We start from the raw sequence: 24,885 nt of genomic DNA on the forward strand, positions 1-24,885 counted from the left end.
GCAGAGTTGAGCCATGCCCGGGATAGCCAAACCCCTGTGGGACCGCCTGGCCGAGACCGTCAGCTCCGGCTGGTGTCCCGGGCTGGTGGCGGGGGTTCGGATTAACGGCGAATCGGAAATTTTCGCCACCGGATTCCTGGATGCGGGCGGAACCGCACTCATGGACGAGGACACCCCGTTCCGGATCTCCTCGCTCAGCAAGCCCGTTGGCGGCGCCCTGGCGCTGTCCCTGCTGGCGGACGGCACGCTGGAACTGGAGGAAGACATTTCCCGTATGTTCCCCGCGCTGGGACACCTGCGGGTGCTCGCCACCCCCGATGCGCCGCTGTCCGTGTCAGTTCCCGCCCGCGGGCCGATCACCGTACGCCACCTGCTGACCTTCACTGCGGGATTCGGCATCGATTTCGGGTCCACGCCCTACGCCGCGGCCACCCGGGATTTGTTGTGGGGGCCGAACCCGCCGGACCTGACACCCGAGGAGTATCTGGCCCGCCTCGCTGCCCTGCCGCTGGCGCATCAGCCCGGTGACCTTTGGATGTACCACGCGTGTGCGGACCTGCTCTCGGCAGTGCTGGCCAAGGCCGGTGACGCGTCAGTGGCAGAGCTGCTGCAGGAGCGGATCAGTAAGCCGTTCGGGCTCACCGGCACCGGGTTTCCGACCGGGAAAGAAGTGTTCCCGGCCGTCTACGGGGAGGCCGACGGCGGGCTCCGGGAAATGGTCTCCTACCGGGATGCCATGGCGGTGCCGCCCAAGTTCGAGTCCCTGGCAGGCGGACTGGTGTCCACGGCGCCCGACTACCTGAGGTTCCTGGCGCAGCTGGCCGACGACGCCGTGCTGCCCGCCGAGCTGCGGCAGCAGATGACCGAAGACCAGCTCACCTCTCCGCAGCGGGTGGGAATGACGGAAATGTCCGGTCCGGACGAGTCCTGGGGTTTCATGACCGCGGTGCAGACCGGGCTGGGAGCGCCGTGGTCCGAACCGGGTATGTGGGGCTGGGCCGGCGGAACCGGGGTCAGTGCCGCCGTCTATCCGAACGGGGACATCGGCGTGGTGTTCACCCAGCGGTTTATGGGTGGGCCGCAGGACAGCTTTGACTACTTCTGGGAGCCGTTCGGTGCGCTGCGGGAGACTGTATACCGGTAGTGGCGGGCTGAGGGTCCGTTCCGGACCCACCGGACCACCAGTCACCAAGGGGCCAGTGCCGGTGTCGAGAGGGCCCCGGCCCGCCAGCCAGGCCATGAACCTCCGGCGGTCGCCGGCGGAGCCGAGCCGCTCCGGGACCGTGGCCAGTAGCACCGGCAGGTCCCAGGCGACATACTCCTCGGGCCAGTCCGCCGGCCCGTAGCCGAGACCCAGATCCGCGTGGTGCATCTCCACTTCGCGCAGCCGGTGCGCGGGGCATTCCATCACCCCGTAATGCTCCCCGCCGAGGAAGTGGCCGTTTGGGAAGCCGGCCTCGGCGTAACGGGCCAGAACGGCCTCGAGCGCTGTTTGGCTGGCCGCGAGATCACTGATGATCTCCGGTGCGGACCTGCCGGACCCGGCTTCGATCTCACCCTCGCGCTGCGCCGTGCCGCCAGGGTACTTGGGGAGGTCGAGACCCTCCAACGCCCCGGAGAGGCGCCGCCCGATCCCGTCGGCATTGCGGGCCAGATGGGTGAGGACATGCCCGACTGTCCAGCCGGGGAGCAGGCTTGGCGCACGGACATCGTTGTCGGCCAGGCCGGACACGGAACGCATCAACCGCTCCTGGGCTTCGATGCACAGCTCGGCTGCCCGTCCCGGATTGCTGTCGAGAGTCATAACCACACCGTCCTTCGCCCGGGATGACCGGGATTGCCGTTAAGCCGCCAGCCTAGCCGCCCGATGCCAGGGCGGGTCGGCAATGACCGCCGATGCACTTGGGATGCACGCAGGCTAGGCCGACTGCAGGTACGCCAGCACCGCGAGGACGCGCCTGTGGTCCTCCGGACTCTGTTGCAGGCCCAGTTTGGCGAAGATGGAGGTGATGTTCTTTTCCACCGCCCCGGCGGAGAGGAACAGGGTGCTCCCCACGGCGGCATTGGCGCGGCCCTGGGCCATCAGTTCCAGGACCTCCCTCTCCCGCGGGGTCAGGCGCTGGAGGTCCGTGCGGTGTCGGGAGGCGCCCATGAGCTGCTGTACCACCTCGGGATCCAGCACGGTCTCGCCGCGCGCCAGGCGTGCCAGGGCAGCCAGGAAGTCGCCGACGTCGGCCACCCGGTCCTTGAGCAGGTAGCCGACCCCGGCGGGATGACCGGCCAGCAACTCAGCGGCATACCGGGTCTCCACATACTGCGAGAGCACCAGCACGCCCACCTCCGGATGGGTACGGCGCAGTGTCAGGGCCGCTTGGATGCCCTCGTTGGTGAAGGTTGGCGGCATCCGGTTGTCCAGCACCACAACATCGGGCAGTTCGCCGTCGTCGGCCGCGTCCAGGGCGGCGAGCATGTCCGCGGCGTTGTCGACGGCGGTGACCACCTCGTGTCCCCGGCTGGTCAGCAGCTCGGTCAGGCCCACACGCAGCAGCGTGGAATCCTCGGCCAGCGCAATTCTCATGCGGCAGCAGGGGCAGGGCAGGGAAGGCGGCGCTGGGGAATCATGCCTTCGACGATAGCGGAAGCTCCACGGTGATCCGGGTGGGCCCGCCCGCCGGTGAGGCGATGTCCAGCCATCCGTCCACCGCCCCGGAACGTTCCTGCAGCCCGGCCAGCCCGGTGTGGTGGCCTGCACGGCGGCCGACGGCGGCACCGCCCCGCCCGTCGTCGGCGACGGTCAGCAGCAGCCCCTCGCCGTCGTTGTGCGCGGTAACGGAGATTTCGATCCGGCTGGCGCGGGCGTGTCGGGCAGCGTTGGTCACCAGCTCGGCGGCGCAGAAGTAGGCAATGGCTTCAATGGCCGGATCCGGCCGGCGGGCCAGGGCGTAGGTCACAGTGGTGGGCAGGGCGGCACCTGCGGCCAGGGTTTCCAATGCAGTGTCCAGGCCGTCCTCCAGGGCAGCCGGCCGGATGCCGCGGGCCAAGCCCCGCAGATCCGTCAGGGCCTCCTTCGCGGTGCCGTTCGCGCTGTCCAGCAGGGCGAGGACCTCGGGAGAGGCATCTTGGACCGCGAGGCGCTCGCGGACATCGCCGACCTTCATGGCGATGGCCACCAGTTGCGCCTGCGTGCCGTCATGCAGGTCCCGCTCAATCCGTCGAAGCCGCGCATCGGCGTCATCAACGGAGGCGCTGCGGGACTGTTCCAGCGTCCGCACCCGCAGGCTCGAAGCCGTCGGTGCCAGCAGCGCCACGGCCAGCAGGGCCTGGAGCCGGGCGGTGACGTTGTTGACCCACGGCCAGACGAAGAACAGCAGGACCAGGCCTACTGCGGCGTAAATCCACTGCCACATGGGGGTGTCGGCATAGACCTCGGGAAAGACCTGGGTGCCGCGGTGCCAGGAGCCGTCGGCACTTTGCTGCAGCGGGATGAACCGGTACCAGAACCAGTGCGTGACCCCGCCCAGGCCTGTGGCCAGGAACGTCACGCTGAGTGTGAAGGCGATCATCGACAGGACAAAAGACAACACCATGTGCGCCAGTGCCCGCCATCCCGCCCCATCTGTCAGCCCGCTGCGGAGGAACCCGACAAAGCCGCGGCGGGGTGTAAACGGCACCGGGGTCGGCAGATCGGTGCCCAGCAGGTGTCTGGCCAGGTTGCGGTTGAGGCTGCCCCAGCCGCGGGCTCCCACAATCATCGCCGCCGGAATCACGAGTCCGGCCCAGGTGAACGCCAGTGAGGCGCCCAGCGACACGGTGGTCACTGCGTAGGTGAAGGCGAGCGGCGTGAGCAGCAGGGAAAGCCAGTGGTAGCCAAAGGCGCGCCAGGTCTCCCCGCGGAAGAGGGCGGGAACTCCGGGTTGGCGGGAGGCGGCGGGCAGTGATTGCGTCATGATCCAAGTCTGCCGGTGCCCGATGGCCTGCGGACACCGGGCACGCCGCCGGGCCGGGGTAGGGAAAACCCCCGTTATGGAGCGAATCGGAGGCGATACTTGACCCTGACACAGTGGCAGACGGGAGAACTGAAGCATGTTATCCATTGGAGCGTTCGCACAGATCGGCCAGGTGACCCACCGCATGTTGCGGCACTGGGACACCGCCGGCCTGCTTGTGCCCGCACACGTGGATGAGTTCAGCGGTTACCGCTCCTATGATCCGGCGCAGTTGGAACGGCTGCACCGGGTTGTCGCCCTTCGCCAGCTCGGTTTCGGCCTGGAGGACATCGCTTCCATTCTCGAGACCGGTGTCGACGCCGGCCGGATTGCGGACCTGCTCCGCATCCGCCGTGCCGAGGTGGAACGCGAGCAACGGACGGCAACCGCCCGGCTTATCGACGTCGAGCGCAGGCTCCACCTCATTGAAAAGGAAAATGCCATGTCGCAGATCGAAATCATCTCCAAGTCCCTGCCCGCCGTCCGGCTGGCCGCCCGCACCGCCGTCGTTGCCGAACAGCCGGAAGTGGCCGGCGTCGTTGGTCCGCTTTTCGACGCCGTGGGGGAAATCCTGTCCGCTGCGGGCGCTTCCCTGGAAACTCCGATTGCCCAGTACGAGATGGGCGAGGACGGCATGCGCATAGTTGCCGGGTACGCCGTTGGCCAGGCTGTGCCGGACGGGGTGGCAGCCGTTGACCTGCCCGCCGTGCCCACGGCAATCTGCGGCGTGCATCTGGGGACCATGGACCGGATCGGAGAAAGTTGGCAGGCCGTCCACGCGGAAATCATCGCCCGTGGTTTTGCGCCGTCCGGCCCGTGCCGCGAGGTGTACGTCCGGGCCGTTTCCGCAGACCAGTCGGACTGGGTGACGGAGCTGCAGCAGCCGGTGGAGCGGGCGTAAGAGACCCGCGGGCCGGCGCCTCGGTGCCGGTCCGGCTGGGGCAGGAGCGATGGGTGGAGAGTTGTGGATATTCCGCCGGAATCGGTGTTAGTCAGTTGACAGAACAGCGGCTTTTCTAATACCCGCAGAAAAGTGAGAACTACTGGGAGCAGTATGTGCAAATGCTCTATTGCGCTACTTGGCTCCCGCGTAATGTCAGTCCAGCTAGCAGCAATTCACCCGGAGTTTGTCACCCCAGCAGGGCCGGCGGATTAGCGGGCAGGCCATGCCTCCCGCCATCGGTGTTAAGTCCGAGTTTCCCCGCCGGGCCTGCATACGGGCATACCTGCTAGGCGGGTATGCCCTCCCCAGTGCACCCTCATCGGTAGGAGCGCCAGCGCCATGAAACGAACCCGTCAATTCCGTGTACTCAGCCTTTTCGCCGTTTTTGTGCTCGCTTTCCTGGGAATCGCAGGCCCCGCACAGGCGGTGAATATTCCGGCGCAAACTGCCCCCGCGCTGGGGGCGGGCAAGGTCACCATTTGCCACCACCCGCAGGGCCAGCCACCCGAGGTCTACAACTACCAAAGTGTGAGCACGTCCTCGGTGTTCGGCGGCAACGGCCACGACAGCCACCAGGGGGACATTGTTCCACCCTTTGAGGGCTACGCCGGAAGCGCCACATGGCGCGAGGACCCGGTCCGGGCCGCACAGTTCCTAGCCAACGGCTGCTCGGATGTTCCGCCCACCACCTCACCGGCCCCCACGCCGTGCCCCACCACCGATACGCCCACGCCTTCCCCCACCACTGATACGCCGACGCCGTCGCCCACCACCGATACGCCGACGCCGTCGCCCACTACGGGGACGCCGACGCCGGACCCGACTACGGGGACGCCGACGCCGGACCCGACCACTGGCTCGCCGACAACCGGCACTCCGACCACGGGCCCCACAACCGGCACCGCCACACAGGGCGGTTCCGGCGGGGGCGGGGCCGCAGGGGGCGGCGGAGGCGCTGCCAACTGCACCTGCCCCGACATTGCTGCAGCTATTTCAGCGGCCGCCGCAGCCGGCCAGCCTGTTGGAACCATCGGCCCCGACGGTTCGGTGGTTGACCCGGTCAGTGGCAACACAGTCCGCCCCTGCCCCCAGGTGCTGGCGGACACCGGTATCGAGTCCAGCGGGCTCCCGGCCGGGATGACGGTCCTGGGCATAGGCACTTTGGTGGCCGGTGTGGCGGTCCTTGTGCTGACCCTGCTGCCGCGCGGCCGGCACAGTTAGCCCCATGCACGGTGCCGGCAGGGTCCTTGCGGGCTCCGCCGGCACCCTTGCGGGACCGGGCCGGTCCCAACCCGGCAGGGGTTCCCCGGCCCGCCCGGCGCTTGTACTGTCGAAAGACCCGAAGCAGGACGGATCCCGGCCCGCCGGACACACCCGATATGCCGGCCACGGACGGCGGGCCGCCTAAGGCAAACCACGGAAGGAACCCCTGATGGAGACCGTGACCCTGAACAACGGCGTCGAAATGCCGATCCTGGGCTTTGGCGTGTACCAGGTCCCGCCGGACCAGACCGAAGCCGCCGTCACCCATGCCCTGGAGGCGGGCTACCGCTCCCTGGATACTGCCGCCGCCTATGAAAACGAGGATGCGGTGGGCCGCGCCGTGCGGCAATGCGGCATTGCCCGCAACGAGCTGTTCATCACCACCAAGCTCTGGATCCAGGACAACGGGGACGCCACCACCATGCGGGCGTTTGAAACCTCGATGCAGAACCTGGGTATGGAGTACGTGGACCTGTACCTGATCCACCAGCCCTACGGCGATGTCTACGGGGAGTGGCGGGTGATGGAGCAGATCTTCAACGACGGCGGCGCCCGGGCCATCGGGGTTTCCAACTTTTCCTCGGACCGGCTGCTGGATCTGATCATGCACAACAACGTCACGCCGGCAGTGAACCAGATTGAAACAAACCCGTATTTCCAGCGGGCAGTGGAGAGCCAGCTGATGCGTGACCGCGGGGTGGTGCACGAGTCCTGGGCACCGTTCGCTGAAGGCAAGAACAATCTCTTTGCCGATTCGACCCTGTCCGCCATTGCTGACACGCATGGGAAGTCCATCGCGCAGGTGGTATTGCGCTGGCTGATCCAGCGGCGCATTGTGGTGATCCCCAAGTCGGTGCGGCCGGACCGGATGGAGCAGAACCTGGCCGTGTTCGACTTCGAACTCAGCCCGCAGGAAATGGCCTCCATCGCGGATCTGGACACCGGAACGTCCCAGTTCTTTGATCATCGGGACCCGGAGGCCGTGGCCCGGCTCAGCGGCGTCACGATGGAGTAGGACCCTGCTCCAAACGACGACGGCGGCAGGTCGGGCCCGCCCTGCCTGCCGCCGTCGTTGCGCTCCAAAAGCGAAACCCGGCCTAGCTGCCTTCCGGTGGCAGATGCAGGTCCCGCACCAAATACAGCCAGGGGAAGGCGCGGCAGCCCAGCTGCCAGCCGTCGGTCAGGTAGTGATGCACCGGCCGGGTCCAGAGCACGCGGCGGTGTTCCCATTGGGTGTCGGTCTGCAGCATCCGGTGCCTCAGCATCTCGGCACCTACCGTGCGCCACCCCATCCGCCCTGCCAGTTCCAGCTCGGGCATCTCATCAAATGCGGTGACCGGGCCCAGCCAGCGCTCCCGGCCTTCGGGTGCGGCGTCTTCCGCCCGGGTGCCGAAACGCTGCTGCACCGCCTGCCGGGACATGCCGAGTTCCCGGCCCAGTGCTGCCCAGCTGATTCCGGCGCCGCGGGCCGCTGCAACCGTTCGTCGCTGGAGTTCCTGGCTTGCCTGCTCGGCGGCTGCGGCCCGGGCAACCAGGGCAAGGTGGTCCGCTTCGCTGAGGGAGCCGGCAGCGCCGTAGCCGTCCAGGATTAATGCGCCGATCTGCTGGTGCAGGTCCGCGGGCGGCTGGTTGCTCACGGGTTGTCTCCGCCGTCACGGCTGGGCAGCCAATAGTCGGTGCCGGTGGTGTCGGTATTGCCGCGCCAGACGTACATAACGGTGAAATAAATGCTGCCAAGCAGCAAGGTGGCTCCGCCGCCCAGGCAGAAGCCGTTAGGAAAACCGTCCAGGTCCAGCAGCAGCCAGGCAGCCAGCAGTGCGGCACCGATCAGGAACATAGCGGCTGCGTATACGGCGTTGAAGGTGCGAGACATTTTCATGCGTCAATCAAATCTTGACACCGTCCATGTGTCAACGTTTTCTTGACGTTGATTTCCCCGTGCTGATGGGTGTCCGCGACAGGAGGAACCGTGCAGGCTAGGGTGGGGGCGTCACCGGCAAGAGCAACCGGCCGGAAGCGGCGCGGAAGGGGCGGTCATGGAACGGTCGGTATTGTCGCTGTGGTCCTCAGGCTCGGTGTTATCCATCGGGTCGCGGAACTCAGTACTGTCCATCGGCAGCGTGGGCTCCGCCTGCTCCATTGGCTCCATCGGGTCCTTCGGGTCGGTACTGGCCGTGGGTTCCGCCCTGTCCGCCTTCGCAGTGATGTCCTGGCTGTCCGCTGGATCGGTGATGTCCGCCCGTTCTGTGGCCGGAGTCATGGCAGCCGGGAAGACGGCGGGCCGTGGGCGCCGAAGCTGACCTCCCGGTTGGCTGGCCACCCTCCCCTCAAGACCATGCACCCGGTACTGCGGATCCGCTCACAGTACGGGGAACGGCACGGCGTGCCCGAAGCGGAACAGGTTCTGCGGGTCGTAGATGCCTTTGGCTTCCTGCAGCCGGTCAAAGGCCGCCGGCTCCCAGGCGCGCCGCCGGTCCGCCGCATCGCCGGCCGGACCGTGCATATTGATGATTGAACCGCTGGAATACGCGGCCGTAGCTTCGGTGAGCCGGTCCAGGGCAGCAGCCGTGGCCTCGGCAACGGGCGGCGCGTTGAGCCCCAGGGCAAACAGGTTGAACGCGGAGTCCCGGCCGGACACCACGTCTTCAAACTCCGGTTCTGCGGCCATGGCTCCGCCCATGAGCCGTATCTCGGCCATCAGTAACGGTGTATCCGAACCCGGACCAACCTGCTGCAGGAACTCCTCCGCCGGCAGGGAGGACAGCAATGCGCCGCGCTCCAGAACGGGCACGGGCTCATCCGGGTCCATGTGGATGCTGCCCACATTCTGATAATCCATGGGTCCCACGGTGTCCATAATCGGTGGGGCCGCCCGTCGCATGGGTTCGATCAGCAGGTCTCCCTCCTCGCCGCTGCCGAACAGCCCGAACCGCAGGTGCACCGGGGCGGAGCCGCGCAGCTCTTCGGGCAGGAAGGGTGCATCCGGCAGGCGCATAAAGGCCAGCGATGCCGAGGCGTCCGAGGGCAGCTGTGCCGTCCAGTCGAGGAAGGCGCTGAGCACCTCGGCACCGGCGGTCTCCGGATACATCAGGCCGCCGCCGTAAAACTCCTGGAACGGGGTCAGCTCGTACGTCATGGAGGTGAAGATGCCGAAGTTCCCCTTGCCGCCGCGCAGCAGGGTAAACAACTCGGCGTCGTCACCCTCAGGCTCCACCAACCGCAGGCGCCCGTCCGGGGTGACCACCACGATGCTGCGCACGTGGTCGCTGGCGAAACCCAGTGCGCGGCCCATCACCGGCAGCCCGCCGCCCGCCGCGTAGCCCACCACACCCACGGTTCCGGAGGACCCATGGGCGCCGGTCAGGCCCAACGGCACGCTCTGCTGCAACAGGGAGCGCCAAGGGACGCCCGCCGCCACGGTGGCGGTGCCGTCGTCGGGGTTTACCGCCATGTCCTGCAGACGGGAGGTGTTGATCAGCAGTCCCTCGCCCATGGGCGAGGAAACAGAGTGGCCGGTGGCCTGGACCGCCAGCGGAATGCCGCGCCCGCCGGCCCAGCGCACCGCGGCCTGCACGTCAGCGGCATCCGCCGCGCCCAGCACGGCATCGGGGCGGTGGACCAGCGTGGGGTTCCGGGTGGGGGTGCCGGCGTCATACGCGGGGTCTCCGGGGGAGCTGACTGGTCCCCGGACGGTGGCACGGAGGGCATCAAGATCGGTGTCGGTAAGCATGGTATTTCCCTGGGTCGGGCGCATGCGCGCGGTGCGGGAGACCACCCCGGCAGCCGGTTTAAACGCTAGACAAGCTGCGGCTGCGTTGTACATATCCCCGGAATTTCCGGGCAGGAAAAAGGGCCGGAGGCATGCCCTCCGGCCCTATCCCGACGGTGCCGAACACTCGGCCCGGGCAGACTACTTCAGGTTCGCAATGGCATAGTCGGCTTCCTCCGGCGTGAACCGCTCACCGTACTCGCTGACGAGCATGTGGTGGATCTCCTCGGGGGAGTCGCCCCACTCCTTGTACTCCTGGGCCTTCAGCAGTGCCTTCTCCTTGAAGTCCACGTCCAGGTTGTCCACCGCATACTGGGCCTGTTCCGAGGTGTATCCCGTAAAGGTCAAGAAGTCGATCATCTCGGCCTTGCTCTTGTTCATGTAGAGATAGCCCTGCGCGCTCTGCATGACCTCCCGGTACTCCTCCGGAACGGACGGGTCCAGGGTCGGCGCGTCCGACACGAACGGGACGTACTCCTCGGCCTGAGTCGGGGTCGGATTCGAAGCCGGAGCCTCGGTCACCGTGGTGGTGTTGCGTTCCTGGGCGGCTGTGCCGCTTTCCTCGACGGCGGAACCGAATGCCAGCGCTCCGGTGACGAGCATGATCATGGAAACCACGGCGTTGAGGACCCAGACCACGACGGTGACAATCCATGCGGTCTTTTTGTTCTGCTGGTAGCCGTCCAGTGGACGTCCCTGCTTGTCCTTCTGGTTCCCGGTCAGGGTGATGATCAGGTCAACCAGTGTCCAGATACCGAAGCCGCCGAGCGTCAGGAGCTTCAGGACACCGGTGCCGATCTTGCCCAGGTAGAAGCGGTCTGCGCCCAGGGTGCCCAGCAAGAGTGCGAGCAGCCAGGTTACGACGAAGGACTTTGTGGTGGTCGTAACCGGCGGGTAGGTGGTGGTGCTCATGAGGGAAGTGCCTTTCCAATGGTGAGAGTTGTGCGTTGGGTGTGAATCTGCAGGGTTCACCCGGACGGGCGGACTGCAGACGGGCAACACTGCATTGGGGGTGCCGTGAAGAGAGCGGTGCCGTCCGGGCCGGGGAGTTGCTGCGGCCGGCGGCAGTACTTGGATGTGCAGGCGGCACCGAAAGACCCGAAGAAGACAGGGTCGCCGGGGCGCAGGCACGGCTCAGAGTGGGCGGCGGAGACCCTGGTAATGATGATCCACGCGGCGCTGCGTGCCGGATCTCAGAAGGTTGTCTCCGTGCTGCGCCGCCCCCGGGATTCGAAGAGCAGCCACATCACAGGGCGCGGCGGACCCGATCAGGTCCTCCGCCGTCCGTGTTGCTCCTGTTTCCAGGAGGATGTCTCTGCGCATGCACCGAATAATGCCATGCAGATTCGGCCGTACGAAACGGGCGCGCCCATGGCGGTGGCCAGCCGCCGTCGTTCCGGTAAAGCGTTGCCGCCCCGGAAGGGAGCAGGCAGAATCGGAGCGACGGCGGGCGGCCCGCCGGCAGAGGGAGAAATCCATGAGCACGGATACCGGCATGCGTCCGGAGGCAGGGACGGTGCACGCGGCGGACAGCCACGACGTGATCCGGGTGCAGGGCGCACGGGTGAACAACCTGCGGGACATCAGCATCGAGATTCCCAAGCGGCGGCTGACGGTATTCACCGGCGTCTCCGGATCCGGGAAAAGCTCGCTGGTGTTCGGCACCATCGCCGCGGAATCCCAGCGGCTGATCAATGAAACCTACAGTGCCTTTGTGCAGGGCTTTATGCCCTCCTTGGCCCGCCCCGATGTGGACCTGCTGGAGGGGCTGACCACGGCGATCATTGTGGACCAGGAACGGATGGGCTCGAATCCGCGCTCCACGGTGGGGACCGCCACCGATGCCAACGCCATGCTGCGCATCCTCTTCAGCCGGCTGGGGCAGCCGCGCATCGGTCCGCCCAATGCGTACTCCTTCAACGTGCCCTCCGTGCGGGCCTCCGGTGCCATCACGGTGGAGCGCGGCGACGGGAAAACCCGGGCGGAAAAGGCGGTGTTCAACCGGCTCGGCGGCATGTGTCCGCGCTGTGAGGGCACGGGCGCGGTAACCGACTTTGACCTCACCGCGCTGTACGACGACGCGAAGTCCCTGGCCGAGGGTGCGATCACCGTGCCCGGCTACAGCATGGAGGGCTGGTTCGGACGGATCTACGCCGGCTCCGGATTCTTCCGCATGGACAAACCAATCGGAAAGTTCAACAAGCGCGAGCTGCACGACCTGCTCTGGAAGGAGCCGATCAAAATCAAGGTGGAGGGTATCAACCTCACCTACGAGGGCCTCATCCCGAAGATCTCCAAATCCATGCTGTCCAAGGATCCCGAGTCCATGCAGCCGCACATCCGCGCTTTTGTGGAGCGGGCCATCACCTTCAGCACCTGCCCGGACTGCGACGGCACCCGGCTGGCCCCGGAAGCGCGGTCCTCCAAAATCGGCGGCAGAAACATCGCCGATGTCTGTGCCATGCAGATCAGTGACCTGGCTGGCTGGGTGCGCGGGCTGAAGGAACCCTCGGTGGCGCCGCTGCTGGCCGGGTTGCAGCACCTGCTGGACGCCTTCGCGGAGATCGGGCTGGGCTACCTCTCCCTGGACCGGCCCTCCGGCACCCTCTCCGGCGGCGAATCGCAGCGCACCAAGATGATCCGGCACCTGGGATCCTCGCTGACGGACGTCACCTACGTTTTCGATGAGCCGACCATCGGCCTGCACCCGCATGACATTGCGCGGATGAACCAGCTGCTGCTGCAGCTGCGGGACAAGGGCAACACCGTGCTGGTGGTGGAGCACAAACCCGAAACCATTGGCATTGCGGACCACGTGGTGGACCTGGGTCCCGGCGCCGGCAGCGGAGGCGGCACCGTCACCTACGAGGGCCCCCTGGACGGGCTGCGGGACAGCGGGACCCTGACCGGCCGGCACCTGGGCGACCGGGCGCGGCTCAAGGACACCGTGCGCCCGGCGTCGTCATTCCTGGAAGTGCGCGGTGCGGACACCAATAACCTGCGCAACGTCGACGTCGACATTCCGCTGGGCGTGCTGGTGGTCCTCACCGGGGTGGCCGGATCGGGCAAAAGCTCGCTGATCAACGGGTCGGTGTCCGGACGGGAGGGCGTGGTGACGGTGGACCAGGGGGCGATCCGAGGCTCGCGCCGGAGCAACCCGGCCACCTACACCGGGCTGCTGGAACCCATCCGGAAGGCGTTCGCCAAGGCCAACGGGGTCAAACCGGCCCTGTTTTCCTCCAACTCCGAGGGCGCCTGCCCGTCCTGCAACGGCGCCGGAGTGATTTACACCGAGCTGGGTGTCATGGCCACGGTGGAATCGGTATGTGAAGACTGCGGGGGCCGCCGCTTCCAGGCTTCCGTGCTGGAATACCGCCTGGGCGGCAAGGACATCGCCGAGGTGTTGGACCTGTCCGTGGCGGAGGCGCAGGAGTTTTTCGGCGCCGGCGAGGCCCGCACCCCGGCCGCGCATAAGATCCTGAGCCAGCTGGCCGACGTCGGGCTCGGCTACCTGCACCTGGGCCAGCCGCTGACCACCCTCTCCGGCGGCGAGCGGCAGCGGCTGAAGCTGGCCACGCACATGGGCGGCAAGGAGGCCGTGTTTGTCCTGGACGAGCCGACCACCGGACTGCACCTGGCCGACGTCGAGCAGTTGCTGGCGCTGCTGGACCGGCTGGTGGATGCCGGCAAGTCCGTGATCGTGATTGAGCATCACCAGGCGGTCATGGCGCATGCGGACTGGATCATCGACCTGGGACCCGGGGCCGGGCGCGACGGCGGATCCATCGTGTTCGAGGGCGCGCCGGCGGACCTGGTGGCCGGCTCCTCCACGCTGACCGGGGAGCACCTGGCCGCCTACGTGGCCGGGTAAGGCCTGCTGCTGGTTTGCGATTCTGCTGCCGGTTTGGGAAATCCCTCCGCTGCGAACCGGCAGGGATCTCCCAAAGTGGCAGGGATTTCCCGAACCGCCAGCAATTCCGGATGACGGACGGCAGCCGCCAAACCCGCAGCCGGCGTCACACCGCCTACAGCCGCTTGTGACCCACGTCATGTCTCCCGTACAGTAGCTACACCGCCGGGTTTCGACTATCGAACGGGCTGTTCAAATATCGAACACCACGGCCGAATATAGCGGCGGCACCTACGGCACAACGAAGTGAGGACACCCGTGCAGTTCCACCACCACGGCTACGTATCCGGCGATCCGCGCATTGAGCCGGCCGCCGGCGTCGGCATCAACCGCCCCGACGAGCTTCCGGAGGAGGTGGATGTCCTGATCGTCGGTTCCGGCCCGGCCGGCATGCTCGCCGCCGCGCAGCTGGCACAGTTCCCCAACGTCACCACCCGGATTGTGGAGCGCCGGGACAGCCGCCTCGTCATCGGGCAGGCCGACGGCATCCAGGCCCGCAGCGTGGAGACCTTCCAGGCTTTCGGCTTTGCCGAGGAGATCATCGCCGAGGCCTACCGGATCACCGAAATGTGCTTCTGGCGCCCGGATCCGGAAAACCCGGAGAACATTGTCCGCTCCGGCCGCGCCCTGGATGACCCGGCCGGGATCAGCGAGTTCCCGCACCTGATCGTGAACCAGGCCCGGGTGCTGGACTACTTCGCCCGGTTCATGGCGAACTCGCCGGCCCGCATGAAGCCGGACTACGGCTACGAATTCGTGGGCCTCGAAGTCAACGACGACGCCGAGTACCCGGTCACCGTCACCCTCCTGCACACGGCCGGCCCCCGCGAGGGCACCGAACGCACGGTGAAGGCCAAATACGTGGTGGGTGCCGACGGTGCACGCAGCAAGGTCCGCGCCTCCATTGGCTGCACCCTCGAGGGTGACTCCGCCAACCACGCCTGGGGCGTCATGGACGTGCTGGCCAACACCGACTTCCCGGACATCCGCACCAAGTGCGCCATCCAGTCCTCCAACGGCGGCAGCATCCTGCTGATCCCGCGCGAGGGCGGGCACCTGTTCCGCATGTACGTGGACCTGGGTGTGGTTCCCGAAAACGACAACGGGTCCGTCCGCAAGACCACCATCGAGCAGATAATCGCCAAGGCCAACGCCATCCTGCATCCCTACACCCTGGATGTACGCAACGTGGCCTGGCACAGCGTCTACGAGGTGGGCCACCGGCTTACCGACCGGTTCGACGACGTGCTGCCCGAAGACCTGGGCACCCGCACCCCGCGGGTCTTCATCACCGGCGACGCCTGCCACACGCACAGCGCCAAGGCCGGCCAGGGCATGAACGTCTCCATGCAGGACGGCTTCAACATTGGCTGGAAGCTCGGCCACGTGCTGGACGGCCGCAGCTCCGAGGCGCTGCTCTCCACCTACTCCGCCGAACGCCAGGTAGTGGCCAAGAACCTCATCGATTTCGACAAGGAATGGTCCACCCTCATGGCGAAGAAGCCCGAGGAATTCGAGAACCCCTCCGATCTGGAGGACTTCTACGTCCGCACGGCCGAATTCCCGGCCGGGTTCATGACTGAATACACCCCCTCCCTGCTGGTGGGCGAGCCCCGCCACCAGGACCTTGCCAGCGGCTTCCCGCTCGGCAAGCGGTTTAAGTCCGCGCCGGTGCTGCGGGTCTGCGACACCAACCCGGTACAGCTGGGCCACCAGGCGAAGGCCGACGGCAAGTGGCGGATCTACGTCTTCGCCGATGCCGCGAAGGCCGGCGAATCCTCCGCGGTGGCCGAGCTGGCGGAATGGCTGGACAGCGCCCCGGACTCGCCGCTGGCGGCGACGCCGGCCGGGCTGGACCGCGACGCCTGGTTCGACGTGAAGGTGATCTACCAGCAGGACCACACCGGAATCGATATCAACGCCGTCCCGGCCGTGTTCAAGCCGCAGGTGGGCCCGTTCCAGCTCACCGACCTGGCCAAGGTCTACGGCACCGACCCGGCAGCGGACATCTTCGAGGCGCGCGGGATCTCCCGCGACGGCGCCGTGGTGGTGGTCCGCCCGGACCAGTACGTGGCCAATGTGCTGCCGCTGACGGCTAGGGCCGAGCTGGCGGACTTCTTCGCTCCGTTGCTCCCGGCCCGCGAAGTGCAGCACTAGGCTTCAAGGCCACAGCAAGGCAACGACGACGGCGGCAGCTCGGGTGCCGCCGTCGTCCTGCGTTAAGCGACGGCCTGGCCGGAACTGGCAGACTTGCCGGTATGGATACCGCTTCTGACCCCACCCTGGACTACGACGCCGCCGCGCAGCTCTGGGATGCGTACGCCGCAGCCTTCCCCGAACCGGCCGCGGCCGCCGGGGAGTACAGCGTGGAAGCGTTCGGCGATTCCCCGCAGCTGGCCGACGAACTGCTGGGCCTGGTGCTGGACGGCACCAAGCGCGCCACCAGCTCGCATGTTGCGGAGTACGTGGACGAGGGTGAGCCGCTGCCCCGGATCGGCGTCCACTGGATTGTGTGCGACGGCGCCGGAGCGCCGAAGGTGGTCCTGCGCACTACCGAACTGCGGCTGGGGACCTTCGCCGACGCCGATGAAGCCCTTGCCTTCGACGAGGGTGAGGGTGACCGGACCCTGGCCTACTGGCAGCGCGAACACCGGAAGTTCTGGGAGCGGACGGCTGCGGCGCGCGGCGGCACCTGGTCTGAAGCAGACGAGCTGGTGTTCGAGCGCTTCGAGGTGGTCTGGCCTACCGGCGGTAGTTCGAGCAGCTCTTGAAGTATTCCCGCAACTTGGCGGGATCCCCGGCCTGCGCCGGCGCGATCACGGTTTCGTCAAAGACCTCGGGGTTGACCAGATAGGCCTGTGTTGAGGGCAGGCTCGTGTACTTGGCCAGGGCGGCCATGCCGTCTGCCTGGCCAGCGGCGTTGTTGCCGTCCACGGCCTGCAGATAGGAATCCGTCCAGGCGCAGAGCCAGTACTCGGCCACCAGGGTGTCCTGGACGCCATTGGCGATGGAGATGTTGCCCAGGTCCGGGTTCACCCGCGGGTCCATGTAATCCACGGTGTGTATCTGCCAGTCCTTGCCGTCCGGCAGCGGTTCCGGGAATTCCTCGATGGCCTGGGCCACGGCCTGGTCGAAGCAGTCCGGCTTAATGCTTTCGATGGTGCCCGAGGCATCCCATTGCAGGATTTCACCGCCCGGGCAGGGCCGGGGTTCCCAAGGCGTCGGCACCGCATTGGATCTCGCGTCAGCCAGGGCGCGTGCTTCGTTGACCTCGGCATCGGTTGCGCCGCAGCCGGCCAGCAGTGCGCCCAGCAGCACCGCCCCTACGGCGCCGGCCGTTCTCGTCCCCATGGAATGCGTCCCCCGTCGTCAGCTAAGCCGACACTAGTGGGTCAGGGGCAACTTGAACAGGACAGGTGACGGTGCCTCAGCCCGTACCGGCTACCAGGGCAGGGGACCGCCCCTATTGCTGAAGGTGCCGCGGGGATGGTGGCCACCCGGACGGCGGCCCGGGCAGGCACGGGTTCCCACCTTCGCGAGGGCCCCGCCGCGACTTTCAGCCGGCCATTCCGAGCCGATAGACATCTGCAGGAATCACCATCGAACGTTTCGTCCAGGGCCATCGAGTGCCACGGACCCCTGACAAAGGAAATCCATCATGAGTGAAAGCACCCAAGCCCCTCCGAGCCGGAAGAAGAAGCTCATCATCGCCGGCCTCGGCGCTGCTGCAGTTATCGTGCTGACGGCCGGCACCATCGTGGGCGTCAACGCCAGCAACGGCAAGACCAAGCAGCTCTGCACCGAGGCCGCCACCGCGTCCCAGGGCGCACTGAAGGCGGTCAAGACTTCGGCGGAAAAGGCCACCGCGGTCCGGACCCAGGCTGACGAGACCGAAGGCTACGCCCAGCATGACGGAGCAGCTGCTCTGCTGAAGGGCTTGAACACCGCCAAGGCTGATCTGACCAAGATCAAGCTGGCCGGCGACTGCGACAGCCGCGACGCCGCGACGTCCATCCAGGACAAGAATGCCGCCGCCAAGAAGCAGATCACCACGCTCGACGTTGCGACGAAGAAGCTGACCGATGACCTCACCGCCTATCAGGCAGAGGCCAAGCGCGTCGCCGACGAAAAGGCTGCCGCTGACGCCAAGGCCGCCGAGGCAAAGGCTGCCGAGGAGAAGGCTGCCGCTGACGCTGCTGCTGCCGAGCAGGCCGCTGCTGAACAGGCTGCGGCCGACGCTGCTGCCGCTGCTCCCGCACCGGCGCCCGCTGCACAGCCGCAGAATGCAGGCGGCGGCTTCGGCTATGCGCCCGCTCCGCAGGCACCGCGGTACAACGCTCCTGCTCCGTATGTGCCTGCTCCGGCTCCTGCGCCTGTTACCGGGGGCGGTGGAACCGGTGGCTGGACTCCCCCGCCCATGGGCGGAGGCGGAAATTCGAGCGGTTGTGTGAACGTCGGGGGAGTCGTCTCCTGCAGCGGTGGCTAACCCTGCCCTCCCGAAAGAACCCCGGCGTCATGGCCCAAAAAGCTGTGGTACCGGGGTTCTTTTTTGGACTTCTCTAAGACAAGGTGGCACCACTGGCGGCGCGGTTGTCACGCTGCGTGAAATGTGTGTGGGAATTGCTTGGGCCATAGGCCGCGCCCACACCGGATTCAGCCGACCGACCGCCACAGCAAGACAGCTGCGTCTGGGAAACCTATATGGATGACAGTGGGCGTTCACGGACCCAGGTGTCAATGTCTTCCGGGAACTCCTCGGTGCATGGGGCCAGCGGCCGACGGCCTCAGTCCGCTTCGGTTACCAGGGCAGGGGACCCTCCTCGTCGCTGAAGGTCCCCGTGGGCCCGCCGGCGGGAATCGTGGCCATCCGCACCGCGGCCCGTGCTCCCTGCTCGGGGGTGCGGGTGCCGCGGAAACCGTTCAGGTCCGTGGCCACGAAACCGGGGCAGACCGCATTGACCAGGATCCCTTCCGGTGCCAAACCCTTGGCGTACTGCAGCGTCAGGGAGGTCAGGGCGGTCTTGGACGGGGCGTAGCCGGCGGCGATCGGATCGGTGTTGGCCGGATCGGACACCGCGGCCAGGGAACCGGCCACACTGGAGACGTTGACGATCCGCGGGGCCTCGGAAAGACGCAGCAGGGGCAGGAAGGCAGCGGTCACGGAAATAACGCCGAAAAAGTTGGTCTCGAAGACCGAACGGATTTCGTTCACGTCCGCCGAGCCCGGCTGCTGGGCGGCAAAGCTGACACCCGGGGTCGCCACAATCCCGGCATTGTTCACCAGCGCATCCAGCCGGCCGAACCGGCGTTTGACCTCGTCCGCCGCGGCCGCCGCGGAGGCGGGGGCGGTGACGTCCAGGACGACGGCGACCGCGTCCCCGCCTGCCGCGCGCAGTTCCGCCGCGGCCTGCTCGCCGGCGTCGGCGTTCCGTGCAGCCACCACCACGGTGTGGCCCAGTGCCGCCAGCTGGCCGGCAATCTGGCGTCCGATGCCCTTATTGGCACCGGTGACAAGGGTAATCATGTTGTCATTCAAGGGGACTCCTAGGAAGAACGGCTTTCCGGTTTCGGAACACCTTCCACTCTGCCCCGGGAATTGCGGACGAGGAATAACATAAAGTCCGGGTTTCTTGCCCTAAAGTACAGGAATGGGAAATGACCGGTTGTCCGAAGTCCTCGACTTCATCAGCGTCCAGAGCATGATCTCCGGCGGCACCGCTGTGCGCGGGCCCTGGGAATCCCGCGCACGGTTAGATGAAGACCTGAAGTTCTTTGCCGTGGTGCAGGGCAGTATGCGGCTGACCACCGACGGACTTGAGGTGCCGGTGGCGCTGGCGGCCGGCGACGTCGTGCTTCTGAACGGACGCACGAAGCTCCTGCTGGAGGGCGGCAGCGGCGAGGGCCTGACGACCCGTCTGGATCCTCCGGCCAGCGGCACCTTTGTCCGGGCCGGAGACGGCGACGGCGCCGAGGACATCGTGATGGGTGGCCGGGTGACGGTCAACGCCGCCGGACGCGAACTGCTGCTGCAGGCCCTGCCTCCGGTGGCGCACATCCGCTCCGGGACCCCGGCCGCCCCGCAGCTGCACGCCCTGATAGGGCAGCTGTTCGGGGAGCTGTCCGGGCAGCGCGTGGGCTGGGAATTCGCCGTGCGGCAATACGCGCAGTTGCTGCTGGTGGAGGTGCTCCGGGCCTTTGTGGCGGAGACGGACCTGCCCCGGGGGTGGCTGAAACTGCTCGCCGATGACCGCCTGCGCCCCGCACTGGCACTGATCCATGCACAGCCGTCCCGTCCCTGGAGCCTCCAGGACCTGGCCCGCGCGGCGTCGATGTCCCGTACCGCTTTCACGGAACGGTTCCGGGAGGTAGCCGGCACCCCGCCGCGGGCGTATCTGAACAACTGGCGGATGCTGGTGGCGCAGCGGGAACTGCGGTCCGGCGATGCCCGGATCCGTTCCTTGGCATTCGACCTGGGCTTTTCCTCCGAGAGCGCGTTCAGCACCGCGTTCAAGCGCAGCGTCGGGGAGTCGCCGTTGCAGTATCGGACACGGATGCGGGCGGCCGCCCGGAAGCGCGCACACATCTCCGGGGGGAACCAATGAGTCACAGTGCTGCAGCGTCCGACAGGCCCGACCGTAACCGGCCGGGCGCCCGGCGTGGGGACGTCCGGCACCGGGCAACCGAGTACGGGTATGCCGGCGACGGCAGCGGCAGCGGTGCTGACGACGACGCCGCGCTGCAGGGGCAGGACGACGGCGGCCGGAACCATCCAACGCCGGCGCTGGTGCTGATCGCGTTGGGAATCGGCGTGTTTGCCGGCCTGATGGGGCTGGCTCCGTGGATCGGTACGGGCATGGTGCTGCCGGTGCAGAATCTGTGGGCCTTCCAGACCCTGCCCGAGGACATGCCGGTTTCGTTGCTGCCGCTCAGCCAGTACCTGGTTATCCGGCTGGTGGCGCTGCTGGTGACGGGCGGACTGGTGGCTGCCCTGGGCCTGCGGTGGTGGGACCCGGCGCGCCGCCGGCTGGCCGCGGGATGCGTGGCGGCGGGGCTGCTGCTGGTCCAGATTATCGCCACGGTCCAGTCCTTCACCGTCCTGAACAAGGGGCTGATCGGCAGCACGGACGAGGCCTATGACGTGCGCTCCACCGGCAGCATGAGTGCCCTCTATTTTGGCGGCTTGCTGGCCGGGACAGTGGCGGCGATGGCGGCGGGCGTGCTGGTGTTCCTGGCGGTGCGCTCCCGGCGGAAAGCAGCGGCGGCTCTGGGAATCGGCCTGGTGGCGGTGCCGGCAGGGGAGTGGATGTCCGCCTGGGGCGAGGTGTTCTGGGAGTCCTTTGACACCCCCGCCGCCGTGTACCACCTGGGCAACTGGTTCCCCGCGGCTTTGGTGGGTTTGGCGCTGGCCTGGTGTCCGCCGGACCGGATCGGGCGGGCTGCCGTGTGGGTGGCCGACCTGGCGCTGCTGTGGATTGTCCCGGTCCTGTTCGACGCCGTTGCCGGGGCCCTGGGCACTCGGGTGTTCCGCGGGGACGTGGCACAGATGCAGGAGTACGCCGGGAGTTCCTTTGCCTCCACGCTGGGAGCACCCGAAGCTGCCGGCACGGTGGTGCTGGCCGCCGCCCTGGGGGTAGCTGGCGTGCTTCTCCGGATGGTTGCCCGCCGCAAGGCCTAGACCGCCGCCCGGGTCGCCATTTTCGCTGCCACCTATCCTGCGAGGACCCGCCGACGGCGGCGGTGCATACGAGCGTAGATTCGAGCGCGGTCGCTCGACAGGGCGAGGATGAGCAGGATGTCAAAGGAATACCCGAACAGGTTGGCGCCCAACGGAACATCCGGGGTGGCGAAGAACGTCACCACTTGCAGCGAGATGGCTACGGCGCTCAAGGACATGGCGGTGACCCGGGCGACGTTGCTTCCGCGCAGGATCAGCACGGCGAGGATGGCCTCCAATGCCGCAAAGACGGCAAGGGATACGCTGGCCGGTGCGTAGGCGCTGCCCATGTCGGCGAGCCCGCGGCTCTGTTCGCCCAGCAGCTGGGTCACCCAAGGGGCGTTGGCGAACCGGGTCAGGAACGGTGCCGCGACCGTCAGCGCCGCGACGCCGCGCAGGAATACCAGCACCGCGCCAAACACCACCGGCGCGGGCCGGCGCAGCGGAAGGCGCGAGAGCGTGGAGATGCCCGTCCGGTTAATTGCCGCCAGTTCCTCCTGCTCCGCGGGTGACTCGGGCAGGCGGGACAGATCGACCACCGGCAGGTCGCCGTCGGTGGCAATCGAATCCCCGCCGCCGTTGCGGGAGTGGTAGCCGGAGGAGAAATTCCTGATGACATTTACGGAGACGTCGGGTGACGTCTGCTGGAGGGTGGACACCAGATAGTCCCGTTCGGCGTCGATGTTTTCACCCACCCGGTGGGTGACCTGCAAAGTGAACAAGGATAGGCCCACGGCTCGGTCAAAGGAAGCCGCCGCCAGCCAGTCTGAGGAGATGCCGCCGGGCAGCAGCCAACCTTCCGGGCACCGCCAGAACCGCACGTGGTGGCGTTGGCGCGGGTTGCCGTCCACCTCCTGTTCATAGGCGAAGTCCTGCTCCCGGCCAAACAGCAGCAGCGGGCTGACGGGTGCATGGCCGTAGCTGCGGTGCATCAGGGTTGAAGAGACAATCCGCCAACTGCTGGCCAGGGTCACCGGGTCCGCCAACTTCCAGCCGGACCGGTCCAGTGCCCCGCGCAGCTGGTCCTCGGAACCCAGGAACGCAAGGTTCACGGCGTCGCCGAACAGCCCTGCGTTGGTGCGGGTCCGGCCCATGAAGTAGTCCGGAATGAAAATCTGCGTGAGGATACGGTCCACCCGCGGCAACACCAGGTAGGCCAGTGCGGCCCAGAAGACAATCAGGAACCCGATGTGTCCCAGCTCCACCGATTCTTCAAGCAGCAGCACCACGAGCCAGATGGCGGCCAGGCCGCTGAAGGCGAAAAAGGCCCCGTCCAGGGCGGTTGCTGCCGCGGCGGAACCTTGATCGGCCTCCGCTTCGGCGTCCGGCGCAGGTACGGCGCCGCCGTTGCCCGCAGCGCCCGGCTGAGTCATAAATCCACGCTGACCGGTGCGGCGCGGAACGTCAATGCACCCACGCCGCTGATGGGTGCCTAGGTCCTGATGATGTACCGCCGCAGCCGGCCGCCGTCGTTGGTGCCCGCGGCGTCGTTTCCCGCCAGACTTCCGCCGGCGTGCTCAATGGTCCGGGCTGATGCAGCGTTGCCCTGCTCGCAGATCGCCAGAACCTGCTCCAGTCCCAGGCTGCGTGCCTCGGCCAGCATCTCCCGCACTGCCCAGACCGCGTGGCCCTGTCCGCGGGCGGAGGGACGGAGGCCGTAACCCAAATGCCCTGCCCGGGGCACGGCCGGATGGTTTGCATGCCGCAGGGCAATTCCGCCCAGCACCCGGCCGTCCTCGATGATCCACCGGTAGGTGCAGCCGGTGTCCGCGGCCAGGCGCCGGAGCCATGCGGCGAATCCGGCGGAAGTGTCGACGTCGTCCTCCGGACGCAGACCGAAGCCGTCCTCGTGGATGCCCGGCCCCCAGTCGGCGCGTGCCTCGCGCCAGGCTGCCTCGAAGGCCGCGGCGGGAGCAATGAGCTGGGGCATGGGGCCACACTAGCGGTCCGGAAGCGGGTGTCGTCGGATCGAGAAGGCACGAATTACCGTTTTTCGGCCGAAAAATCGGTAAGTTGTGCCTTCTCGAACCCCGCCACGGTAAGTTGTGCCTTCTCGAATCCCGCAACGGTAAGTTGTGCCTTCTCGATCCCCGCAACGGTAAGTTGTGCCTTTTCGATCCCCAGCGGCACCGGACGGGACGCGCCCAACCCGCCCGAGTTGCCCCGGGAACGCCGGCGTGCGACCTTGGAGGGGAGGCCGCATCACGGTCTCCCGGACGAGGGGTGCCGTACCCGGTGTGCGACAAGACGGCCCGTGGGAGATTGCTATGTCATGGGTTGTTTTGGTGCTGTCCGGCATGATGGAAGCGGTATGGGCCACCGCCCTGGACCGGTCGCAGGGTTTCAGCCGGTTCTGGCCCTCCACGATTTTCGTGGTCGCCCTGCTGGCGAGCATGGCCGGGCTGGCCTACGCCATGCGTGAACTGCCGCTGGGCACTTCGTACGCCGTCTGGGTGGGGATCGGCGCCACGCTGACCGTCATCTACGCCATGATCACCGGGGCCGAATCCGTGTCCCTGCTGAAGATCCTGTTCCTGGCCATGATTGTGGGCGGCGTCATCGGGCTGAAGTCGCTGCATTAGGACGCCGGCCCGCTCCGCTACATTGGACGGCATGACTGCTGCGGGGGCCGTGCTCGAGATTTCCAATCTGTTGGTGGGCTACGCCGGTGCACCTGTCTGCGGCGCCATCACCGCTCGCGTGGATGCCGGGGAGATCCTCGGCGTCGTGGGCTTCAACGGTGCCGGGAAATCCACTGCTGCCCGCACCATCGCCGGCAAGCAGCTGATGCTCGACGGCGAAGTGCGGGTACACGGCCTGCCCGCCAATGAGGACGCCATCCCGTTCCGCCGGCAGGTGGCCGCACTCTTCGATGAGGACGCGTTCTTCCCGTCCCTTTCACTGCGCGAACACCTGCAGCTGGTGGCCCGCGGCCACGGTGTTCCGGACCCGGACACCGCCGTCGACGCGGAACTGGACTTTTTCGGCCTGCAGGACCGCGCCGACGCCGTCCCGGAGTCCGTCTCCTCCGGCCAGCGCCGCCGGCTGCTGCTCGCCTCCGCCCTGATCCGGCCCTCCTCACTGCTGATCCTGGACGAACCCGAGCAGCGCCTGGACCCGGTCATGCGTGAACGGGTGGGGACCCGCATCCGGGACTACGCCGACGACGGCGGCACGGTGCTGCTGGTCACGCATGATCCCGCGCTGCTCCTGGCGACGGCGGAACGCTGCCTGCTCATTGATGACGAGGTGCGGGAGATCGAACCGGCCCGCGCCGCCGCCGAAATCGCCGGGAAATAG

At 67.3% G+C, this 24,885-nt stretch carries 23 protein-coding genes, 1 pseudogene and 1 riboswitch; of the genes and pseudogenes, 13 read left to right on the plus strand and 11 right to left on the minus strand.

The window, feature by feature from the left end; all coding sequences use genetic code 11:
* Positions 1-13: 13 nt before the first annotated feature.
* Entirely contained in the window at positions 14-1,144 is a 1,131-nt protein-coding gene (locus AC5RUF_RS09000; protein WP_494130342.1) for a serine hydrolase domain-containing protein, read from the plus strand.
* A 66-nt stretch (positions 1,145-1,210) separates the two neighbouring features.
* On the opposite strand, the pseudogene AC5RUF_RS09005 reads toward AC5RUF_RS09000, so the two are convergent.
* From AC5RUF_RS09005 to AC5RUF_RS09015, 3 genes and pseudogenes are all read right to left on the minus strand, one after another.
* Positions 1,211-1,804, minus strand: a pseudogene (locus AC5RUF_RS09005) (maleylpyruvate isomerase family mycothiol-dependent enzyme); the annotation flags it as partial.
* 114 nt (positions 1,805-1,918) lie between these two features.
* The gene (locus tag AC5RUF_RS09010) at positions 1,919-2,578 is read right to left on the minus strand and encodes a response regulator (RefSeq protein ID WP_494130343.1); all 660 of its coding nucleotides are present in this window, start codon (positions 2,576-2,578) and stop codon (positions 1,919-1,921) included.
* A gap of 40 nt (positions 2,579-2,618) precedes the next feature.
* Complete coding sequence (locus tag AC5RUF_RS09015; RefSeq protein ID WP_494130344.1) at positions 2,619-3,947, minus strand: sensor histidine kinase; 1,329 nt, start codon at positions 3,945-3,947, stop codon at positions 2,619-2,621.
* Between the two features lie 136 nt (positions 3,948-4,083).
* Between AC5RUF_RS09015 and AC5RUF_RS09020 the strand changes: the two genes are divergently transcribed.
* From AC5RUF_RS09020 to AC5RUF_RS09030, 3 genes are all read left to right on the plus strand, one after another.
* Complete coding sequence (locus AC5RUF_RS09020; protein WP_494130345.1) at positions 4,084-4,887, plus strand: MerR family transcriptional regulator; 804 nt, start codon at positions 4,084-4,086, stop codon at positions 4,885-4,887.
* Between the two features lie 381 nt (positions 4,888-5,268).
* Entirely contained in the window at positions 5,269-6,150 is an 882-nt protein-coding gene (locus AC5RUF_RS09025; protein ID WP_494130346.1) for a hypothetical protein, read from the plus strand.
* Positions 6,151-6,361: 211 nt separating this feature from the next.
* A complete protein-coding gene (locus AC5RUF_RS09030; protein ID WP_494130347.1) occupies positions 6,362-7,207 on the plus strand; it encodes an aldo/keto reductase in 846 nt (281 codons plus the stop codon).
* Between the two features lie 82 nt (positions 7,208-7,289).
* On the opposite strand, the gene AC5RUF_RS09035 is transcribed toward AC5RUF_RS09030, so the two are convergent.
* Both AC5RUF_RS09035 and AC5RUF_RS09040 read right to left on the minus strand, forming a co-directional pair.
* Entirely contained in the window at positions 7,290-7,829 is a 540-nt protein-coding gene (locus AC5RUF_RS09035; protein ID WP_493998097.1) for a hypothetical protein, read from the minus strand.
* Positions 7,826-8,071, minus strand: a complete 246-nt coding sequence (locus AC5RUF_RS09040; protein WP_493998098.1) for a hypothetical protein — start codon at positions 8,069-8,071, stop codon at positions 7,826-7,828. The genes AC5RUF_RS09035 and AC5RUF_RS09040 overlap by 4 nt, the downstream gene beginning before the upstream one ends.
* A gap of 157 nt (positions 8,072-8,228) precedes the next feature.
* On the opposite strand from AC5RUF_RS09040, the gene AC5RUF_RS09045 reads away from it, so the two are divergent.
* Positions 8,229-8,492, plus strand: coding sequence for a hypothetical protein (locus AC5RUF_RS09045; protein ID WP_494130348.1), 264 nt, complete (start codon positions 8,229-8,231; stop codon positions 8,490-8,492).
* A gap of 59 nt (positions 8,493-8,551) precedes the next feature.
* Here the strand turns inward: AC5RUF_RS09045 and AC5RUF_RS09050 are convergent, their stop codons facing one another.
* Together AC5RUF_RS09050 and AC5RUF_RS09055 are read right to left on the minus strand one after the other, a co-directional pair.
* Entirely contained in the window at positions 8,552-9,922 is a 1,371-nt protein-coding gene (locus AC5RUF_RS09050) for an FAD-binding oxidoreductase (RefSeq protein WP_494130349.1), read from the minus strand.
* 180 nt (positions 9,923-10,102) lie between these two features.
* The gene (locus AC5RUF_RS09055; protein ID WP_494130350.1) at positions 10,103-10,873 is read right to left on the minus strand and encodes an Ltp family lipoprotein; all 771 of its coding nucleotides are present in this window, start codon (positions 10,871-10,873) and stop codon (positions 10,103-10,105) included.
* A gap of 565 nt (positions 10,874-11,438) precedes the next feature.
* Between AC5RUF_RS09055 and AC5RUF_RS09060 the strand changes: the two genes are divergently transcribed.
* The 3 genes from AC5RUF_RS09060 (at position 11,439) to AC5RUF_RS09070 (ending at position 16,642) form a co-directional block, all read left to right on the plus strand.
* On the plus strand, positions 11,439-13,832 hold the full coding sequence (locus AC5RUF_RS09060; RefSeq protein WP_494130351.1) for an ATP-binding cassette domain-containing protein: 2,394 nt from the start codon (positions 11,439-11,441) through the stop codon (positions 13,830-13,832).
* Positions 13,833-14,129: 297 nt separating this feature from the next.
* A complete protein-coding gene (locus AC5RUF_RS09065; RefSeq protein WP_494130352.1) occupies positions 14,130-16,028 on the plus strand; it encodes an FAD-binding monooxygenase in 1,899 nt (632 codons plus the stop codon).
* A 101-nt stretch (positions 16,029-16,129) separates the two neighbouring features.
* Entirely contained in the window at positions 16,130-16,642 is a 513-nt protein-coding gene (locus tag AC5RUF_RS09070; protein WP_494130353.1) for an ASCH domain-containing protein, read from the plus strand.
* Here the strand turns inward: AC5RUF_RS09070 and AC5RUF_RS09075 are convergent.
* Positions 16,614-17,222 (minus strand): hypothetical protein, encoded by a 609-nt coding sequence (locus AC5RUF_RS09075; protein ID WP_494130354.1) that lies wholly within the window; start codon positions 17,220-17,222, stop codon positions 16,614-16,616. The genes AC5RUF_RS09070 and AC5RUF_RS09075 overlap by 29 nt on opposite strands.
* Before the next feature lie 307 nt (positions 17,223-17,529).
* Here AC5RUF_RS09075 and AC5RUF_RS09080 point away from each other — a divergent pair, with 307 nt between their 5' ends.
* Positions 17,530-18,357 carry a hypothetical protein gene (locus tag AC5RUF_RS09080; RefSeq protein ID WP_494130355.1) on the plus strand — a complete coding sequence of 276 codons (828 nt, stop codon included), beginning with the start codon at positions 17,530-17,532 and terminating at the stop codon, positions 18,355-18,357.
* 312 nt (positions 18,358-18,669) lie between these two features.
* Here the strand turns inward: AC5RUF_RS09080 and AC5RUF_RS09085 are convergent, their stop codons facing one another.
* Complete coding sequence (locus AC5RUF_RS09085) at positions 18,670-19,407, minus strand: SDR family oxidoreductase (protein WP_494130356.1); 738 nt, start codon at positions 19,405-19,407, stop codon at positions 18,670-18,672.
* A gap of 112 nt (positions 19,408-19,519) precedes the next feature.
* On the opposite strand from AC5RUF_RS09085, the gene AC5RUF_RS09090 reads away from it, so the two are divergent.
* Positions 19,520-20,473, plus strand: a complete 954-nt coding sequence (locus AC5RUF_RS09090) for an AraC family transcriptional regulator (protein WP_494130357.1) — start codon at positions 19,520-19,522, stop codon at positions 20,471-20,473.
* Complete coding sequence (locus tag AC5RUF_RS09095; protein ID WP_494130358.1) at positions 20,470-21,546, plus strand: hypothetical protein; 1,077 nt, start codon at positions 20,470-20,472, stop codon at positions 21,544-21,546. The genes AC5RUF_RS09090 and AC5RUF_RS09095 overlap by 4 nt, the downstream gene beginning before the upstream one ends.
* 32 nt (positions 21,547-21,578) lie before the next feature.
* Here AC5RUF_RS09095 and AC5RUF_RS09100 read toward each other — a convergent pair whose 3' ends face one another.
* A complete protein-coding gene (locus AC5RUF_RS09100; protein ID WP_494130359.1) occupies positions 21,579-22,958 on the minus strand; it encodes an LssY C-terminal domain-containing protein in 1,380 nt (459 codons plus the stop codon).
* Between the two features lie 59 nt (positions 22,959-23,017).
* On the minus strand, positions 23,018-23,515 hold the full coding sequence (locus AC5RUF_RS09105; RefSeq protein ID WP_493997734.1) for a GNAT family N-acetyltransferase: 498 nt from the start codon (positions 23,513-23,515) through the stop codon (positions 23,018-23,020).
* 260 nt (positions 23,516-23,775) lie between these two features.
* Positions 23,776-23,842, plus strand: a riboswitch (guanidine-III (ykkC-III) riboswitch).
* A gap of 10 nt (positions 23,843-23,852) precedes the next feature.
* Here AC5RUF_RS09105 and AC5RUF_RS09110 point away from each other — a divergent pair.
* Together AC5RUF_RS09110 and AC5RUF_RS09115 are read left to right on the plus strand one after the other, a co-directional pair.
* Entirely contained in the window at positions 23,853-24,167 is a 315-nt protein-coding gene (locus tag AC5RUF_RS09110; protein WP_493997735.1) for a DMT family transporter, read from the plus strand.
* A 31-nt stretch (positions 24,168-24,198) separates the two neighbouring features.
* On the plus strand, positions 24,199-24,885 hold the full coding sequence (locus AC5RUF_RS09115) for an ABC transporter ATP-binding protein (protein ID WP_493997736.1): 687 nt from the start codon (positions 24,199-24,201) through the stop codon (positions 24,883-24,885).

The sequence above is a fragment of the Arthrobacter sp. Y3224198 genome, from assembly GCF_059090025.1.

What these genes read in the sequence shown, in the direction of transcription:
- AC5RUF_RS09060 (WP_494130351.1), top strand. Translation starts at nt 11,439, where the DNA reads ATGAGCACGGATACCGGCATGCGTCCGGAGGCAGGGACGGTGCACGCG.
- AC5RUF_RS09075 (WP_494130354.1), bottom strand. Translation starts at nt 17,222, where the DNA reads ATGGGGACGAGAACGGCCGGCGCCGTAGGGGCGGTGCTGCTGGGCGCA.
- AC5RUF_RS09055 (WP_494130350.1), bottom strand. Translation starts at nt 10,873, where the DNA reads ATGAGCACCACCACCTACCCGCCGGTTACGACCACCACAAAGTCCTTC.
- AC5RUF_RS09010 (WP_494130343.1), bottom strand. Translation starts at nt 2,578, where the DNA reads ATGAGAATTGCGCTGGCCGAGGATTCCACGCTGCTGCGTGTGGGCCTG.
- AC5RUF_RS09090 (WP_494130357.1), top strand. Translation starts at nt 19,520, where the DNA reads ATGGGAAATGACCGGTTGTCCGAAGTCCTCGACTTCATCAGCGTCCAG.
- AC5RUF_RS09095 (WP_494130358.1), top strand. Translation starts at nt 20,470, where the DNA reads ATGAGTCACAGTGCTGCAGCGTCCGACAGGCCCGACCGTAACCGGCCG.
- AC5RUF_RS09020 (WP_494130345.1), top strand. Translation starts at nt 4,084, where the DNA reads ATGTTATCCATTGGAGCGTTCGCACAGATCGGCCAGGTGACCCACCGC.
- AC5RUF_RS09050 (WP_494130349.1), bottom strand. Translation starts at nt 9,922, where the DNA reads ATGCTTACCGACACCGATCTTGATGCCCTCCGTGCCACCGTCCGGGGA.
- AC5RUF_RS09015 (WP_494130344.1), bottom strand. Translation starts at nt 3,947, where the DNA reads ATGACGCAATCACTGCCCGCCGCCTCCCGCCAACCCGGAGTTCCCGCC.
- AC5RUF_RS09100 (WP_494130359.1), bottom strand. Translation starts at nt 22,958, where the DNA reads ATGACTCAGCCGGGCGCTGCGGGCAACGGCGGCGCCGTACCTGCGCCG.
- AC5RUF_RS09070 (WP_494130353.1), top strand. Translation starts at nt 16,130, where the DNA reads ATGGATACCGCTTCTGACCCCACCCTGGACTACGACGCCGCCGCGCAG.
- AC5RUF_RS09000 (WP_494130342.1), top strand. Translation starts at nt 14, where the DNA reads ATGCCCGGGATAGCCAAACCCCTGTGGGACCGCCTGGCCGAGACCGTC.
- AC5RUF_RS09115 (WP_493997736.1), top strand. Translation starts at nt 24,199, where the DNA reads ATGACTGCTGCGGGGGCCGTGCTCGAGATTTCCAATCTGTTGGTGGGC.
- AC5RUF_RS09105 (WP_493997734.1), bottom strand. Translation starts at nt 23,515, where the DNA reads ATGCCCCAGCTCATTGCTCCCGCCGCGGCCTTCGAGGCAGCCTGGCGC.
- AC5RUF_RS09080 (WP_494130355.1), top strand. Translation starts at nt 17,530, where the DNA reads ATGAGTGAAAGCACCCAAGCCCCTCCGAGCCGGAAGAAGAAGCTCATC.
- AC5RUF_RS09040 (WP_493998098.1), bottom strand. Translation starts at nt 8,071, where the DNA reads ATGAAAATGTCTCGCACCTTCAACGCCGTATACGCAGCCGCTATGTTC.
- AC5RUF_RS09025 (WP_494130346.1), top strand. Translation starts at nt 5,269, where the DNA reads ATGAAACGAACCCGTCAATTCCGTGTACTCAGCCTTTTCGCCGTTTTT.
- AC5RUF_RS09045 (WP_494130348.1), top strand. Translation starts at nt 8,229, where the DNA reads ATGGAACGGTCGGTATTGTCGCTGTGGTCCTCAGGCTCGGTGTTATCC.
- AC5RUF_RS09030 (WP_494130347.1), top strand. Translation starts at nt 6,362, where the DNA reads ATGGAGACCGTGACCCTGAACAACGGCGTCGAAATGCCGATCCTGGGC.
- AC5RUF_RS09110 (WP_493997735.1), top strand. Translation starts at nt 23,853, where the DNA reads ATGTCATGGGTTGTTTTGGTGCTGTCCGGCATGATGGAAGCGGTATGG.